This is a genomic window from Sulfurisphaera ohwakuensis, assembly GCF_009729055.1.
Lineage (GTDB): Archaea > Thermoproteota > Thermoprotei_A > Sulfolobales > Sulfolobaceae > Sulfurisphaera > Sulfurisphaera ohwakuensis.
This window is the reverse complement of the sequence record NZ_CP045484.1, coordinates 1,914,329-1,930,915: the sequence shown is the minus strand read 5'-3', so window position 1 is coordinate 1,930,915 and position 16,587 is coordinate 1,914,329. Positions and strand designations below refer to the sequence as shown.

19 protein-coding genes are annotated in these 16,587 nt (G+C 32.5%); 9 read left to right on the top strand and 10 right to left on the bottom strand.

Annotated features, from left to right (window positions below; genetic code table 11):
- Positions 1–28: 28 nt before the first annotated feature.
- Genes D1869_RS10700 through D1869_RS10690 form a run of 3 tightly spaced genes read left to right on the top strand, consistent with a single transcriptional unit; the run spans position 29 to position 5,154 of the window.
- Entirely contained in the window at positions 29–1,975 is a 1,947-nt protein-coding gene (locus D1869_RS10700) for a COG1361 S-layer family protein (protein WP_156015090.1), read from the top strand.
- A 3-nt stretch (positions 1,976–1,978) separates the two neighbouring features.
- Positions 1,979–4,156: a tRNA(Met) cytidine acetyltransferase TmcA gene (locus D1869_RS10695; protein WP_156015089.1), complete on the top strand. Its 2,178-nt coding sequence runs from the start codon at positions 1,979–1,981 to the stop codon at positions 4,154–4,156.
- A 20-nt stretch (positions 4,157–4,176) separates the two neighbouring features.
- Entirely contained in the window at positions 4,177–5,154 is a 978-nt protein-coding gene (locus D1869_RS10690; RefSeq protein ID WP_231113603.1) for a stage II sporulation protein M, read from the top strand.
- Here D1869_RS10690 and D1869_RS10685 read toward each other — a convergent pair.
- Both D1869_RS10685 and D1869_RS10680 read right to left on the bottom strand, forming a co-directional pair.
- Positions 5,124–5,849: an exodeoxyribonuclease III gene (locus tag D1869_RS10685; RefSeq protein ID WP_010979980.1), complete on the bottom strand. Its 726-nt coding sequence runs from the start codon at positions 5,847–5,849 to the stop codon at positions 5,124–5,126. The genes D1869_RS10690 and D1869_RS10685 overlap by 31 nt on opposite strands.
- Positions 5,836–6,948 carry a PhoH family protein gene (locus D1869_RS10680; protein WP_156015087.1) on the bottom strand — a complete coding sequence of 371 codons (1,113 nt, stop codon included), beginning with the start codon at positions 6,946–6,948 and terminating at the stop codon, positions 5,836–5,838. The genes D1869_RS10685 and D1869_RS10680 overlap by 14 nt, the downstream gene beginning before the upstream one ends.
- Before the next feature lie 429 nt (positions 6,949–7,377).
- On the opposite strand from D1869_RS10680, the gene D1869_RS10675 reads away from it, so the two are divergent.
- From D1869_RS10675 to D1869_RS10665, 3 genes are read left to right on the top strand one after another with little or no spacing between them, the layout of a single operon-like run.
- Positions 7,378–8,607 (top strand): YeeE/YedE thiosulfate transporter family protein, encoded by a 1,230-nt coding sequence (locus tag D1869_RS10675; RefSeq protein WP_156015086.1) that lies wholly within the window; start codon positions 7,378–7,380, stop codon positions 8,605–8,607.
- A 5-nt stretch (positions 8,608–8,612) separates the two neighbouring features.
- Positions 8,613–8,870, top strand: coding sequence for a hypothetical protein (locus D1869_RS10670; RefSeq protein WP_231113602.1), 258 nt, complete (start codon positions 8,613–8,615; stop codon positions 8,868–8,870).
- Between the two features lie 26 nt (positions 8,871–8,896).
- The gene (locus D1869_RS10665; protein WP_156015085.1) at positions 8,897–9,976 is read left to right on the top strand and encodes a M28 family peptidase; all 1,080 of its coding nucleotides are present in this window, start codon (positions 8,897–8,899) and stop codon (positions 9,974–9,976) included.
- Here D1869_RS10665 and D1869_RS10660 read toward each other — a convergent pair.
- From D1869_RS10660 to D1869_RS10645, 4 genes are all read right to left on the bottom strand, one after another.
- The gene (locus tag D1869_RS10660; protein WP_156015084.1) at positions 9,960–11,171 is read right to left on the bottom strand and encodes an NRAMP family divalent metal transporter; all 1,212 of its coding nucleotides are present in this window, start codon (positions 11,169–11,171) and stop codon (positions 9,960–9,962) included. The two genes, D1869_RS10665 and D1869_RS10660, sit on opposite strands and share 17 nt — an antisense overlap.
- A 116-nt stretch (positions 11,172–11,287) precedes the next feature.
- Positions 11,288–11,620, bottom strand: coding sequence for a hypothetical protein (locus D1869_RS10655; RefSeq protein WP_156015083.1), 333 nt, complete (start codon positions 11,618–11,620; stop codon positions 11,288–11,290).
- Positions 11,621–11,652: 32 nt separating this feature from the next.
- On the bottom strand, positions 11,653–12,063 hold the full coding sequence (locus D1869_RS10650; RefSeq protein WP_156015082.1) for an OsmC family protein: 411 nt from the start codon (positions 12,061–12,063) through the stop codon (positions 11,653–11,655).
- Complete coding sequence (locus tag D1869_RS10645; protein ID WP_156015081.1) at positions 12,060–12,509, bottom strand: hypothetical protein; 450 nt, start codon at positions 12,507–12,509, stop codon at positions 12,060–12,062. The genes D1869_RS10650 and D1869_RS10645 overlap by 4 nt, the downstream gene beginning before the upstream one ends.
- Before the next feature lie 54 nt (positions 12,510–12,563).
- Between D1869_RS10645 and D1869_RS15710 the strand changes: the two genes are divergently transcribed.
- On the top strand, positions 12,564–12,695 hold the full coding sequence (locus tag D1869_RS15710; RefSeq protein WP_269203970.1) for a hypothetical protein: 132 nt from the start codon (positions 12,564–12,566) through the stop codon (positions 12,693–12,695).
- The gene (locus D1869_RS10640; protein WP_156015080.1) at positions 12,695–13,414 is read left to right on the top strand and encodes a CBS domain-containing protein; all 720 of its coding nucleotides are present in this window, start codon (positions 12,695–12,697) and stop codon (positions 13,412–13,414) included. Before D1869_RS15710 ends, D1869_RS10640 begins: the two co-directional genes overlap by 1 nt.
- On the opposite strand, the gene D1869_RS10635 is transcribed toward D1869_RS10640, so the two are convergent.
- From D1869_RS10635 to D1869_RS10625, 3 genes are all read right to left on the bottom strand, one after another.
- On the bottom strand, positions 13,407–14,501 hold the full coding sequence (locus D1869_RS10635) for a lipoate--protein ligase family protein (RefSeq protein ID WP_156015079.1): 1,095 nt from the start codon (positions 14,499–14,501) through the stop codon (positions 13,407–13,409). The two genes, D1869_RS10640 and D1869_RS10635, sit on opposite strands and share 8 nt — an antisense overlap.
- Before the next feature lies 1 nt (position 14,502).
- Positions 14,503–14,949, bottom strand: a complete 447-nt coding sequence (gcvH, locus tag D1869_RS10630) for a glycine cleavage system protein H (protein WP_010979966.1) — start codon at positions 14,947–14,949, stop codon at positions 14,503–14,505.
- Between the two features lie 73 nt (positions 14,950–15,022).
- A complete protein-coding gene (locus tag D1869_RS10625) occupies positions 15,023–15,433 on the bottom strand; it encodes a glycine cleavage system protein H (protein ID WP_010979965.1) in 411 nt (136 codons plus the stop codon).
- Positions 15,434–15,479: 46 nt separating this feature from the next.
- Between D1869_RS10625 and D1869_RS10620 the strand changes: the two genes are divergently transcribed.
- Complete coding sequence (locus tag D1869_RS10620) at positions 15,480–15,962, top strand: HAD family hydrolase (protein WP_156015078.1); 483 nt, start codon at positions 15,480–15,482, stop codon at positions 15,960–15,962.
- Here the strand turns inward: D1869_RS10620 and D1869_RS10615 are convergent.
- Positions 15,948–16,556 (bottom strand): 7-cyano-7-deazaguanine synthase, encoded by a 609-nt coding sequence (locus tag D1869_RS10615; RefSeq protein WP_156015077.1) that lies wholly within the window; start codon positions 16,554–16,556, stop codon positions 15,948–15,950. The genes D1869_RS10620 and D1869_RS10615 overlap by 15 nt on opposite strands.
- Between the last annotated feature and the right edge of the window lie 31 nt (positions 16,557–16,587).

Below are 16,587 nucleotides of genomic sequence, written 5' to 3'. Positions count from 1 at the left end.
TATTAATTTCGATATATCTATTTCCCATATGAAATTTATGGCAATGAATAAAAAGACCCTAGGGCTCCTCTTTGTATTAGCCTTTATCTTACCAACGTTAATTGTTTTTTCTCAAATTCAAGGTACATCAGTTAATATTTCAGCAATTTCCCACGTTTCTCAAATTTTAGCTCCAGGCATGGGACCAGTACCAATAACATTTACGTTAATAAATTTAGGTTCACCAATCTATAATGTAAATGTTACACCACTATCAATATATCCTTTCAGTTTATATCAATACTATAATAATACTGAAAATATTACAATCCCTGAAATACAAACTGCTAGTCAAGTAAATGTCACATTCCTTTACAAGATATCTCCTTCTGCATCTGACGGAATTTATAAAATTTATCTCAAAATTACTGGAGAACTGCCTAATGGAGATATAGTATCGAAGAATGTATCCGCAATAGTTCCTATACTTGGTTATGTATCAATAACAGCACAATCTGTTTGGGGGTCATTAACTTCTCCATTAGTTGTGAGTGGTGGAGAAAATAACTTACCATTAACGATAGTTCTGGTTAATTCTGGTAATGCTATAGCATCTAATGTTTCAGTAATTCTTAAATCTCATTATCCGGTAAAATTTGAAGAAAATAAAATAAATGTTGGTTATTTACCGGTTGGTCAGCCAGTAGAAATAGCTACATATGCAAGTATTTATCCTAACGCTACTCAGGGAGTTTATCAAGTTCCTATTGTTGTAAGTTACTTTAATGGTGTTAATCTAACGACTAACATGACTGTGGATATAAATGGATATGTTAATTTTTCTGTTACTGCAATTTGGGGATCTATTAATTCACCAATAACTGTATCTTCTGGGCAGTCCCAAGTTCCTCTAACTTTTGTTATTAGAAATCTTGGAGATGTAAATGCTTTAAATGTGACATTAGATTTAGACTCAGAATATCCATTATATTTCACTCAAAAGAACGTATATGTTGGTATAGTACCAGCTGGTGAATATAATTATGCTTCTGTAACTGTAAATGTTTATCCAAATGCAACACCTGGAGTATATTATATTCCGGTAACTATTCAATACTTTAACACTAAGACTGTTGTTTATACTCCAGTAGTCATATACTCACCAAATATTACAATAAACGCCTTTACAATTCCACCACAAGTATTTCCGGGATATTATGACGTTGAAATTAAAGCAATTCTAGTAAATTATGGCGAAGCAATAGCCAATAACGTTTCAGTTTCAATATCTTCTCCTTTCCCATTAATTTCTTCAAGTGAGTTTACTGTTGGGGCATTACCTCAAGGAGTCCCAGCTAATTTAACCTTTTTAATTAACATACCTAATGATACAAAAGCTGGGTATTACTACATTAATTTCACAGTTAAATATGATGGTGGGAAATATGTAAAATCGTTTAAGATAGAAGTATATCCCAAAGCGAACCTAGAAGTGGTTGGAGTCTATTACCCAACTTTATCCTCAGGTGCTTCTCAAGTTCCTATAACTATAACAATAAAGAATGTTGGTAATGCTACTGCAAAAAACGTTAAAGCTATTCTAGGCTCTAATGACGTAATTTATCCATATGTTAGTAGTTCAAATCCACTGATGGCATTAACAGCATCTGAAGCTTATTTAGGTGATATTAAGCCTGGAGAAGAGGTTAATGTAACATATGTTGTTGATGTCAGTGGTGGTGCACAAGCTGGAAATTATACTATGGCAATAACTTTATTGTGGAATCAAACTGGTGCGTTATTCCCGTTTGTGCAAAACGATAAGTTTACTGTACAAGTATCTCCATCAGCGTTTAGCAATTTAATATCTCAAGGAATAATAGTAGAAGTAAATAACACAAAGTATACAATAAGTTGGCTTATTATAATAGTAGTGATAATCATGATAATTTTAATAGTTGTTGGGGTAGCATTAAGAAGTAGGAGGAAACACTAAAAGATGAGAGAAGAGTTTCAAAAAGCCTTAGATTTTTATTACAGGCACTTACTTTTCGTAGAAGGGAATAATTTTCTGAATTCTACTTTAGGTTTTTTAAATTCTTTTCTTGAAATTAATAAAAAACCTAGAATAGCTTACGCTTTCCATCCTTGGGTTGATAAAGCAAAGGAAAGATTTGATTTTTTTAAACAAATTGGATTACCAATGACAGATATTGATTATTCATCTTCAGAAAAATTTCTTGGGGAGACATTTGACCTAGTAATAATGGATGCTGTAGATGATTTTCGTCCTAATTATATTTCTCGTTTAACTGATATGGCTAGAGGTGGAGGACTAATTGTTATCTATACTAACGATATATACAAAGACAAGTTGTACAGAAACAGTCTAATAAGAGATGGAGTTGTTGATAACTTCTTTGAAGATAGGTTTATGAGGAAAATAAGATCATATCAAGGGATAATTTATGTAAAAGATGAAAAATTAGTAAATTTTAAGAGCGTAAATGTAAATGAATTAAAAAAATCTTCACTTAAAATCCCGTCTAATCCTTCCATTCCGGTTAAGTTACATAACCTTTGCCTAAGTGAAGATCAAAATAAGGCATTGGAAGAGTCATTATTTATCCTTCATGATGATAGAAAACGAATTTTAGCTGTGACTGCACCAAGAGGTAGGGGGAAGAGTGCTGCAATAGGGCTTTTCTTATCATATGTTATTTCTCTAAAACATAAAGAACCAACGGTAATAGTCATAACTTCTCCTTCTTATTATTCTTCTTCAGAAATCTTTAGATTTTTAATTACGGGTCTTAAAAGCCTGGGCATAAAATACACCGTTACTAGATCGAGGGATGGAAAAATTATGAGGATTTCAGCTGGAGAAGTGATAGTCAGATGGTTAGCTCCAGATTTAGCCAAAGATTATGATGGTTATTTAATTGTAGTTGATGAAGCAGCAGCTTTAGGAATAGAAACGCTAGAGTATATTATTAGAAAGTGGAACAAGACGATCCTTATAACTACTATTCACGGGTACGAAGGTTCTGGAAAGGCATTTCTTAAGTATCTTCTATTAATAAAGCAAAAATATCTTTTTAAACACGTTACTTTAGACTTTCCTATAAGATATTCAAAGGGGGATCCGATAGAGAGATTTATTTATGACGTTATGCTCTTGGATGCAGAACCAAAGATAAAGCAATTAAATAATAGCATAGAAGAAGTTAACAGAGAAGAGTTATTTAAAAATGATGGCAGATTAAGACAAATTTACGGTATCCTTGTTTCAGCTCATTATCGTAATTCTCCAGACGATTTAATGTTGTTAGGCGATTTACATTTTCAGAAGTTGTATTCGTTAAGTGATGTTTCCCTAGCACAAGTTATATTTGAAGGGGGATTATCGGAAGAGAGAATAAGTAGCATTTTAAAGGGAGAGAGCAATTTAGGACATTTAATACCTCACAGAATTATAAAGTATGAGAGGTTGAAGGAATTTGGTAAATTGAAAGGTTGGAGAATAATAAGGATTGCTGTATTACCGGAATTACAAGGCAAGGGGCTAGGCTCTAAGTTACTTTCTCATATTAGGGGTGATGCAATATCTAATAATTTGGATTGGCTAGGTTCTTCTTTCATCTTAGATACAAGAGTCCTTAATTTTTGGGTAAAAAATGGTTTTACTCCAATCTATTTAGCATCTAGAAAAAATGAAGGTCTAAATGGTTACTCTGTTATAGTTGTTTATCCTATTTCTGATAAGGCGAAAGAGCTTGCAAATGTATTATCTTTTAATTTAAAAAGAAAGATAATCAATACTGCTCATCAAGTATATTTTAACGTATCGCCTTTATCATTAGCTAAGCTTTTAGATAGTATTAACGCTTTTAAGAAAATAGATGATCTAAGATCACAAGATATAGATAAGATAAATGCATATTTAGAGGGTATTCTCCCTTATAATTCAGTAGCCGATTCTATTGGTTTGTTAACTGAAAAATATTTTTGGGAAATGCCGATAAAACTAGATTTATTAGAAGAAGCTGTACTAGTTGGTCGAGTACTTCAAGGGAAAAGTTGGTCACATATAAGTTACAATATAGAAAAATCCCCAAGGGAAACAGAAGAGATACTCAGAAATGCCGTTAATAAACTTATGAAAGCTTTTATTTAATGGAGTTAAAATTAAGTATTATGAGACCCATAAGTAAACTAATACTAATGTTCTTTGTAGCTGAGATAATTATATTCTTAATCTCTTCAGCAATACCAATAAACTCTCCATCATTAGTTCAACAATATAATGGTATAGAGAGTTCTATACGAAATGAGCCTTACATATTAATAGCATTAAGCATATTTTCAAACAATGTCAGAGTTGCATTGCTTGATTTTATTCCAGCTATTGGAATATTATTCTTAGCTTATTCCATAGTTAATACGGGGATGATTCTTAGTGCTGTAATGACCGCTAATCATATTCCTGGCATTATAGCAGCAATATCCTTACTAACACTTCCTCACTCTTTTGTAGAATTACCATCTTATGCAATAGCGACTGCCTCTGGTACATACATTCTTTTAAGGAGAAATGAGTGGATAAGAGGAATTCTAACACTCATAATAGTCCCAATAGAACTTTTCCTTGCTGCATTAATAGAAGCAAGTTTATTCTTTGTATCTAATCCCTATATAATGTGGATTGCTTCAGCACCAGTTCTAGCTGGGCTATATTTCTTTTATCAATATCTTCAGAAAGTGGCTGATAGGCATATTTCGGTTAACTCTTCTACTTCTCAACCTATATCAACACAGCAATTCTATTCCTTAGATTCACAGTATTTTAACCAATATAGAGACAATTGGGCTAAAGCCTTGTTATATGAATCTCAAGGTGATTTAAGTAATGCTATGAACTTTCTATGGGTATCTATAATTAACCTAATTGCTGCAATAGCAATAAAGATGAATATGCCTTATTATACTAAAGAAGATTTAGATAGAGTTATCCAAACACTTTCCTATCAATATCCTCAACTTAATTTGCTATATCAACAAGCTTTCTCCCATAAGATACAAAATGATTACCAGAATTTTAAAGTGTCAATAACACAATTAGCTGCTATTTTACAAAATATATATCAGACTTCTATTTCAAGAAGAATAGGATAGTGATCAGAGCCAGATACATTTAATATTTTGCAATCCCTAATTTTATCCTTTAATTCTTCAGAAACTAAACAATAATCTATTCTCATAGCTTTCCATTTAAATCTATAGCTCCTCCAACTATATTCAATTTTTGTAGGGTTAATAAACCTATAAGCATCAATATATCCTTTTTTCAAGATGTGGTTCATCCATTCTCTTTCTTTAGGCGAAAGACCCGGTTCATTTTCATCCCAAAAAGAAGAATCCCTTCTTTCCACCACAGCATTAAAATCACCGCAAATAATAACTGGTTTTGTTCTTCTTAGCTGGTCCATAAATTCTTCAATTTTATTATCAAAAGATATTTTAAAATCTAATCTACTAAGCCCATCTCCTGCTCTAGGAAAATAAGCATTGATTAAATAAAATTTTTCCAACTCAACTGTAACAGTTCTTCCTTCTTCATCAAATTCCTTAACGTTTAAGCCTTTTATTATACTTTTAGGTTTTTCTCTCGTTAATGTCATAACACCGCTATACCCCTTCTTCTTAGCTGGAAAAGAAGCAATGTTAAATCCGCTCATTAACAAATCTAAGGGTAAATCACTACTACGAATCTCTTGTAATAAAATAGCATCGTAATTTAATACAGATTCTAAAGCTCCTTTTCTAGTTATAGCCTTAAGCCCATTAACATTCCAACTAACTATTTTCATTCTCCTTCGCTATAACTCTTATACCTACACCTAAAAGTTTTCTAATGGCTTCATCAACAAATCTCACATAAGAACCCTTTTGTCCCATAAAGGCCCCAGTCTCTTTCTTGATCTGTACTACCAATTCGTTTCCTTTAAAATCAGCATCTTCAATATGCTTGACAACCCAAGGGAGAGGATGAACTGCTCTTATATACTCCTTGAAATCAAGCGATAATTCTAAAGCCCTAAGTTTTTTCCCAATTTCCTTTTCGGTTGAATTAATTCTTTCACCACCTTTTCCCACTAATCTACCGATATTTCCTTCCTTTACTACTATTATACTATCAGGTACTGTAGTCAAATTATCTAGTCCTAGTTTCTTTTTCTCCTCAGACAAATCTACAACAGTTATTATATCTGCATCTGGAGCATGAGCTTTAGTAACATTCAGTACCTTATTCTCTTCCTCCGATAACATTCTACTCCTTAACCTATACTCAATTAGAAGTCTTAAACCTCTCTTTGCACCAGCCCTTATAATATCTTTAACTCCAAGATCTATTACTTTAGCATCCTCTTCATTTAATAAAACTTCCCTAACTAACTCTGAAGGATCTTTAATTGTTTTCATTTGAAGTGACTGGAAGACTGGATCTCCAGCAACTACTAGCTTACTATTTCTTCCAATTCTGATTATTAGCTCAATTATACTCTCTGGCTGAAGTTCTTGGACTTCGTCAATGAAAATAATTGAGTCATCAAACGTTCTTCCTCTAAGTAATCTTGAATCAAGAATTTCAATCCTTCCACTTTTATATAATTCATCTACAGTAGTTGAATACTCGGGTCCAAGAACATCTTTTATATAACTTAATATAACCTCGTGATAATTAGGTAATTCAGTAGCAGTAATTTCCTTTTTAGTAACAATATCTACTATTGGCTTTACTATAATGAATTTCTTAAATTTTCCTTGCTTAATAACATCTATACCATATGATAATGTTAATAAAGTCTTTCCAGTACCAGTGGGTCCAAATATCCCTACAATCTGATACTTATCATCATTAAGAGCTTTTAAAACCTCTTCCTGAGAAGAAGTAAGAGGCTTAATCATCAAAAAAGAAAAAAACTTAAGACTTAAAAAGTCAATCTAGGTTTCTTCTTTCCATCACAGTTGTATTATCTATGCTTCTTTCAGTGAGTTCATCAACGCTCTTTAATATTGTTTCTTTCTTTTGAACAAGTATGGTTTGCATAAAGAATAATTATTACAGTAGTTTATTAACCTTACTCTAGTACTTTCAAGGTGTTCCAATTATTTGGATGAATTTTCCATAGCATATAGATATAAGGATAACCAGTTATGCTAGTTCTAAGTTCATTAATTTTTGTTTGCAATTATTTCTAAACTATAAGTAAAATTTTAAAAGTTTAAAGTGGTTTAGTATTTGATATAATTAACTGAGTTAATTAAAATCAAACAAATTTTAGTAACTAAAATTTATACATATGGAGTTAAATATAAAAATTTGGTGAAAGTAAAATGATAACATACGTAGCTCCATTATGGGTTGGAATAATTGTAGGATTTATAATTGGTGCGGCAGCAGAAGCTTGGGGAATTGGGAACCCTGAAACTCTAATAAGGTTAGCAAAATGGGAAGACAGACTATTCGTAGATTGTATATTATTAGGTGTTGCAGTATCTACTCCAGTAATGTTCGGATTATATGCTTTAGGTATAGGATTTCACTGGTCACCAAAGCCTCTATATGTTATTGGAGTAGGTCTAGGAGGTATTCTATTTGGTATTGGATTGGCAATAGCTGGCTATTTCCCAGGTTCAACATGGATGGCTTTAGGTGAAGGTAGAAGGGATGCTATTTATGCAATACTTGGTGGGCTAGTTGGTGCAGCGGCATGGACAGCATTGTTTCAAACTTCTGCTGGACAGTGGTTAGTTAACACTTTGAATTTTGGTAGTGTAATAATTGGAGCAACTCATCCATCTGGAAAAGAATATTTAATACCATGGGGTAATTTGACACCAGTAGAGTTATTCCTAATATCTTTAGTATATTCAGCAATATTCTTTACCGTTGCTTACTATTTACCTAGATATAAGGGTGGGACACATAGTTGCTTAAGAGGTACATTAAAAGGACAAATGAATGATGTTGAAAAAGCTAAAAGATTAGATACTGCAATGTACTTAACATACGGAGGTTTACCATATGAGGAGAAAAGCATTGCAAAGAAATTAAACGAGTACTGGGCAGTTGAATCTAATGTTACAAGATACTACATGGTATCTGTAGGTGCAATAGTAGGTTTAACTGTTGTTGCTGAAATGTTTATGCACCAAATATTCGGAGAATCAACAACATATTCATGGATGGCTGGTGCATTATTCCTTCCGAACTTTAAATATAGTCAAATAGTATTCAAAGGTATTGGTTGGGAGCCATTTAGTGATATAGGTACACTTCTAGGATCATTCTTTGCTGCAGTATTCTTAACTAGAAGGTTTACTGCATTTAGGAAGAATATACCGCCAAGTTGGGAGAAAAGATTTGGTAATAATGAGGCTATTAGAGCTTTAGGTTCATTTGGTGGAACTGCATTAATGATGTTTGGTGCCAGAATGGCTGGTGGATGTGCATCTGGTCATATCTTAAGTGGTGCATTACAAATGTCAATAAGTGGTTTAGAATTTGGTGTAATGGTAATGATTGCTATGATAATTACTGCAAAAGTTGTATATAAGGGGTGAATAAAATGGCAGTTATTCAAAATCAAGAATATTTGAATAAATTGGATAAAGCATTCAAAATCATATTTATTATAGGGTTAATAATAATATTTGCTGTTGCAATAGCTGAAACTCAAAACTACAAAGGTTTCTCTCCAACACCTTCACAAGTAGCCACTGTAGGTTATATAGTTGCATTACTCTTAGTTATTGCTGGAGTTATCTACTCTCAATTCCCGCCATCAGTTTTAGGTAAACCTATTAAGGAAGAAAATAAAAGTTAATATTTTTTACTTCTTTTATTTCTTTAATGCTTTCTTTAGAGTTTTTCCCACTGGGGGAGATTATTCATGGTAGTGATAAAGAGAAATTTATCTTGAGCGAGTTAAAAGAAAAGTTCGGTGGTTCTTTACATACTATAAAGACTAAAGAATGGGTAATTGAAAACTTTGAGCTTTATGTAAATGGTAAAAAAGTAAATGGTTCTCTTCTTCCTTATACTTCTGGTTACGTTAAAGGAAAAGTGGGTAAGGAGATTAGGTATTATGAGATGCCCCCTCACCCTTTTATGGTTAAAGACCTTTATGATAAGGCAGTTGCAGAGGGTTATAAAGGCGTTATATTTTTCGATCAGGGAAAACTGAGAAGAATAAGTGTTGGTTCAAAGATCCCTGCTGTGTTTTCTGAAGTACCTTTAAAGGATGGGGATGAAGTTGAGATCTATTCTAAATCTTATTTAAGAGAGAATGAAAGTTATAATTTAGAGGTTGAGGCTATTCCTGGAGAAGATTATATAGTAATTGGTGCTCATGTGGATCACTGGTTAAGCGGTTATCATGATAATCTCTTTTCTCTAGATATAATCGAGGGGTTAAAAGTTGAATTAAAACATCATGGTCTTAAGTTCCTTTTCTTTTCCTCTGAGGAAGGTCCAAGATGTTGTAACGGATCTTTTCAGCATAAAAAAGACAACACTTTTATTATGATTTCTTTAGATGCTCTTTTTCCTAATAGGGTTGTTTTCTCGGCAACTCCAGATTTATTTCAGTTTTCTCAATTCTTTAATGTAAAAAGAATAGAAATGCCAACTCCTTTCTCAGATCACTTCTCTTATGTCTTAGAAGGCTATCCTGCAATGGTACTTTATAATGATGATTTAATTCCCTGGTATCATTCAGATAAGGATTTACCATTAAATGAAGATAAGGTATATCTGAAAGAGATAATACAAGGACTAAGAAAAATGTTAGAGAAGACGGACAACGTTACCAAGGAAGAATTAGATAAAATATTTTTTGATTATGCCAAGCAACAAGGATTTGAAATAAAGGAAAGGAAAGGAAGTATAATACCCTTAGGTTTAACATCAACATTTAAAAAGTTGCAATAATAGCAATTGAAAGTATAATTATTGCTGATATCCAGTATGCAACTAACCTTATTCCACTAGAATAATATTCACCCATGATCTTTTTATTTCTTGAGATTATGCCGAGAATTATTATTGGTCCAATTAGAGCATAAACGAAGAATACTAGGAGATCAAGTATTGTATTTATTAACATGGAAGGAGGTAATAGTAATGTAACTAAAACTGCCGGTATACTTTCAATAACATATATCTTCCAAGCACTCCTTTTTGGGATTCCGAGTGCCTCAACCACTCCCCAAGCACTGCCTAAAGAAATTACAACTAATGCAAGGAATCCAGCACTTATTAGCCCTATGGAGAAAAATATTGGAGAAAGATCACCAGCTATAGGAGTCATTACGGTTGCTAATTGGGAAGCACTGGCAAAAACTGATGGATCAGAAGCGTTTTTTATCCCGGCAAATGTCATTTCTACAATTACCATTAAGATTTCAGTGGCTATTGCTCCAAGTAATGTCTCTTTTCTCATATGTTTAATAACTTGTGATTTGTATTCTATTGCATCAATCTCCTTTAGTTTAATCGCTGTAGCTGAGGCTTGGAAATATAGCATAAATGGCATTATTACTGCCCCTACATTGGCTGCGATAAGAAAAAAGAATAGGGGAGAGGGTTTAAAATAGATAGGCGAATAATCTTTTACTCCTCGTAAAAATAGGGTAGCTGTAAGCCCAACTATTAGGGCTAGCGAGATACCTAAAAGAACTCTTTCTGCTTCTACATATTTCTGTTTCGTAACTATTAGAATGTGGATAATAAAAATAGCTGGAATACTTATAATTAATGGAATTCCCAACACCTCAAATCCTATGGCTATCCCCATATATTCTATAGCATAAGTAAATGCGTCTGTTATTGCCATAGGTAATGCCATAATTGCTGCAACTCTTTTACTGTAATTTTCTCTAATTACTTCTCCTAAACCTTTACCCGTGGCAACTCCAATTCTACCCGAGGTCTCTTGTATAATATAAAGTGGAATTATTAAAAGCAGAAGGATCCATACAAATCCATAATTATATACAGCACCAGTCTGTGCAGCACCTATAATGCTACTAGCATCCATGTCAGCCATCATAACAAGCCATGCAGGACCAAAGACTTTTAAGAAATTAATTGTTTTTTCACTTGTCGTAATTCTTTTACGCCACATCGTAAATAAATATATTCAAAGATACTAATAAGTATTATTCCTTAGATTTTAGTAATAGAAGGATCCTTAGTTAGTAGAGTTTATAAATAAAATAAAACAAGAAAAGAATAAAAAAATCATATTCCAGCTTGTTTTTTAAGTTCGTTCAATTTTTCTATGTCAGAAAGTAAATCATTTAATTGGGTAGCAACTTGCGGTATCTTTTTTAGTTCTTCTACTATTTGTAGAACGTCATCCCATACCTCTTTCATGAAAATATCTGGGTTATATCTGTGGAGTGTCATTATAGAGAGAGTTACTGATATTCTTCTTGCAAGTCCGATCTGTGTTAGTAAATCCTCATTTTGTACTAGTATATTGTTTAATTGATCTATTAGATCGAAAATATATGGTTGCATTTCTTTAAGTTCATTTTCACCAGGTTTAAGGAGCTCTTCTTCTACCATCATAATTATAATTTAATTTTTTAAATTAAAAAGTTTTAAATTACCTTCCATTTCACATTAACTTTAATACTTCTCGTTAGTGTGTCTTTAAGAGGACACCTCCTCTCAGATTCTTCTAATACTTTTTCCAATAACTCTTTATTATCAGCTTTTACCTCTATTTCATAAGATATATCAAGAAAACCAGGAGGAATATTAGGATCTCCTTGAAAGCCTTTAGGATCTAGATTTCCTTCAATATATCCATTCATCTTTTCAATTCTTAGCCCTTTTTCATTAGCAACGTAGTAAACTGTTAGCATGAGACAAGATAAGGCTGAAGCAAGTAAAACTTCTTCTGGTGTTGGATAATCAGAACCGAGTAAGCCTATAGTAAATTCAGTATCTTTTACATTTACTTTTACTTTATCTCCCTCTAAAGTTCCTTCAACGGTAAAAGTTATCATGATATCATCCCTATATCTTTTAAAATTGCTAATTCGATTGAATATCTTAAATATAAATGTGTTTTCTCTTCTGGATCTAAATTTCTATTTATCTTCGCCTCGTAATTCTCTATTTGTCTTGTAACTACTGTACTAACGTTCACTTCAATAGGAGGCTTATTAACTTTAAAAGTATAATATAAATCCAGAAGTAACTCGTACATTTCCTCATCAAGGTATAATACATATTCGTCATTAACTATAGGAATTAGTTTTCCATCTACATCTAACATCTTTCCTTTAAAATAAGGTCTCCAGCTAAGCATGGAATTCTTTATTGTTTCCCATGATGGTGGAAATCCCTTAAAGTCGTCAGCACTAGGTACTTCAACGATCTTATAAGTCTTTCCATTAAGTTCAATTTCGCCAACAATCTCTAAATCGAGGTTTCCAACTTTTACTTTCATATGAGTAAAATTTTTTTCTTTTTTAAAATATAATGTTATCTGGGATTTAACATGATGGTTACTCAACAACAGAAAGAATCTGAGAATCCAGCACTAGAATGTTATAAGCCAGAAGCATTATGGAAATATATATCAGTAGAAGAGTGTTTTAGGGCTCACGGTGTAAATCCACAGAGGGCTATCTAATGTTAGTTAAGGATATTATGACAAAAGATGTGATTTATGTAACTAAAGGTACTTCTATTTTTAAAGCCTTGGAAATTATGATTAATAACAACATAAGGAGGCTTCTAGTTGAAAAAGACGGAATCATAACTATACGTGATATTGTTTACAACTGGAGAAAAATTGATGGGACAGTAGAAGAGATAATGAATAAGGATATTGTTTTCATAACACCTACTTCAGACATAAAAGAGGCTTGTAGAATTATGACAAGTGAGGGAATAGGCTCACTAGTTGTGGGTGATGGAGTTAGAATTGTAGGAATAGTTACCGAAAGGGACTTAATTAGGCACTGTAAAGTTAAAGGAGATGTGAAGGTAGGGGACGTAATGAATGTTGACCCATTAGTTGCAACCAAAGAAACTAAATTATCAGATATTGTTGATTTTATGAAATCTTACTGGCAAAGACATGCAGTAATAGTAGATGAAAAAAGACCGATAGGTGTAATATCAGCAAAAGATATAGGAAGAGCGTTACTGGCAAAAAGGGACTTAACAAGCGTTAAAGCTGAAGGGTATATGACATTAAATGTTTACAAAGTTACTCCAGATTCATCTCTAGAGACTGCTAGATTACTCATGGCTGAGAAAAATATCGGGTTCCTTCCTGTTGTGGATGCTTTATCGTTATTAGGAAGTTTAGGTGAAAGAGAAATATTAGCTGTCTTATCTATATAACCTCTTGAACTTCTGGTTTATTTAAGATTTCTTTAAACGCATTAACTAGATCGTCTGCGGTAAAACCAAATATTATTGGTTTCTTTTCTTCAAACACTTTTCTTATATTTTTTTCAAAATCAGCGACACTAGCTCCTTTTAATGAATCTTCTAAATACTCTAAAAAGTCTTTCGGAGACATTATAAAGAAGTCACCTGAAATAGAAACTTCATCAAATTTCTTATTTACTATTTTTACTGTAATCCTAACTAGTTTTCTTGCTTTATAATCTAGGTGACATAAAGCAACAGCACTATTAATTTTAACACATCTTTCTGTATGTAATTCTGGATGTCTATTATCTTTGTAATAAATCCACTCTTCATTCATCTTCTCTTTAGCTAATCTGTCCCAAAGTTCTATTTCCTCTGGTGTTAAATTAGCTTCTTCAAACTTAACTCCTAAAGATTTTTCAAATTCTTCTTTTAACTTTTTATTAATCTCTTCCCTAGGTGGAATATATCCTAATTCTTTTTCTAAGCTTGTTAACCAGTCACTCATTTCTTTAGCCATTTTATCTCGGAATTTTTCTGTAGGTACTCTAATACATTTACTTATTAAATCCACATCAAGGCTAAGTAAAATATTACCAGTAATAACAACTGCCTTATTATAGGTCATTGCGCCATTTCCACTAATTTTCTTACCGTTTACTACTATATCCTGATCTCTAAGCTGTGCGTTAATACCGTAAGATTTTAACACATTTACAACTGGGGTAAGGTATTTTTCATAAAGTGCTTTAGGACTAGAAGGTGCTTCATCAGCTTTAACAACAATAAAATAATCATGTTCTCCAGGTGTAATAACTACTGTTCCACCACCAAGATCTCTTCTAACTACAGGAATACCCATTTTCTTAGTAAATTCAAGGTTTACTTCTAGCCATACTTCTTGGTGAACTCCAACATTAACAAAAGGTTTATCAGAGTAAAAAACTAAAAGTGTGTTTTTCCCTCCTCTTGAGACATAATCAGCTACAGCTACAAAAGATGTTACCATATGATAGCCGTCTTGAGGAGGGAGGGAAATAAACCTCCAGGACATTTCATAGCCTCTTGCACTGTAGTTTCTCACTATTAATCAGTTCAGTTAATTTAGATACTGCTGCGCTTCCAGTAACCAATTGCTTAAGCTCTTCTGGATTGTTAACTTTCATCTTTACTAACCATCCCTTTCCGTAAGGATCTTGATTAACTAAAACCGGGTTTTTCTCGACATCTGGATTTACATCAATAATTTCTCCACTTGCTGGTGCTGGGACTGGTCCAGCCCACTTTCCGCTCTCCATTGTAGCTACTGGTTTACCCCTTTCAACTTTAGTTCCCTTTTTCTTTAATCTAACCTTAACTACCTTACCAGCCATTGTTTGTGCAATATCAGTTATTCCTACTACTATGACATCCGGAGCTTCTTGTTTTGCCCATACAGTATTCTTACCTTCTATGAAATATAATAAATTTTCTGGAATTTCACAATTTGAGACATTTGCCATATTTAACCCTCTCTTCTACTATATCTAAGAAATATAATAAAAATGTTTTGCTCGAAAAAGAAATTTAAATTAATTATCTAATTACTCTTTTAGCGTCATTTTCAAATATTTTAACAGCCTCAGATACTGGGAGTAATTTTTCCTTCTTTATGTCTCCTTTTATTTTAACTATCCATGCATCATATGGTTTTTCGTTAATCAGAGTTGGGTTTTTTACAACTTCATCATTAATGTCAACTATTTCTCCTTCTACGGGTAATCTAAATTTTCCAATCCACTTAGCAGATTCTAATGTGAAAATTACACTTTTAGGAGTTACTTTTTCCCCTTTATTTTTAGTTGTAACTTGAAATATTTTACCAGCCATATATTGACCAAGTGATGTTATACCTACAGTAACCATGTCTCCTTCAATTTTTACCCATACATGTTCTTCTGGGTAGTAATAAAGCTCATCTGGAAATTCAAAACCTTCTACTTGCATGAGTTAAAGTATAAAATTTAATCTTATTAACTTTTATTATTAATTAATGAAATACGCCGTTTGGATTGATGGAGTAATCCTAAAGATAGACCTAACCGATATTTTATATAATATCTACAAGGGCACACCTATAACAGATATTCCTATTACAACTGAAACATTTGAGGATTGGAAAGAACTATTAAACATACGCGATGAGATTTATTTACTCTCTCCATATGATGAAAAAATTACAAAAGAGATAGTTAACAAACTAGAGCTTAATTTTCCCTTCATTAGTAATAATGGTAGGACTAAGCCTTCAAAAGCCCCTTATGAAGAATTATTTAGAAGGACTAAGTGGGATCCATTAAATGTAATAACAATCGGTTCATCTCCGTTAGATTTGCTCTCAGCAAGATTTTACGATTCAAGAATAAAGGTAGTGTGCATAGAAAGATTTAGAGACTGTTCGAGATATAGTCCGTATTTAATTAGTAAGGATATGTCTTCCTTAATTAATTCTCTAAGAAGATTAAGAAAGATTTAGGTATTTTGTAGGATCTTGGATGTTAGCACTTTTGAACGCTTCTCTTCTTTTTAAACATTGACTACATTGTCCGCAATGATATTTATGACCTAAAAGGCAAGAATAAGTCAAGGAAGGATCTAATCCAGCCGAAACACCTAGCTTAAGTAGAAATGACTTTGGCATGCCAGCAAAAGGCGTTAAGACTTTTACTTTTAGAATTTCTCCTAAATTTTTTAGTTCTTTAATGATCTCTATTCTATTTTGTTCATATTCACAATCTTCTTTAACGCTAGCAATTATAATCTCTTCATATCCCTTTTCTTTGGCAAAAGCAATTGCAATTGGTATTATTACTAAATTTCTATGAGTTATTGGTTCATGAGGCTTTAACCAGCTATCAGATATAAATAATTCTCTAATTTTTCTTATATCAGCTACTAATAACTTCTTATTTAATTTTTCACAAATAATTTTACTGCTTCTCAGTTGCATTCTTGCTGATCTTTGTCCATAGTTTATGAATAGGCAATCAAAATTAAGTCCCCTTCTCGTGTAGTAATAAGCAGCTGAAGAAGAGTCTAGTCCACCAGACATTAAAAGTAATGCTTTCATAATTATATTTTAATACTTTTTATTCTAATTA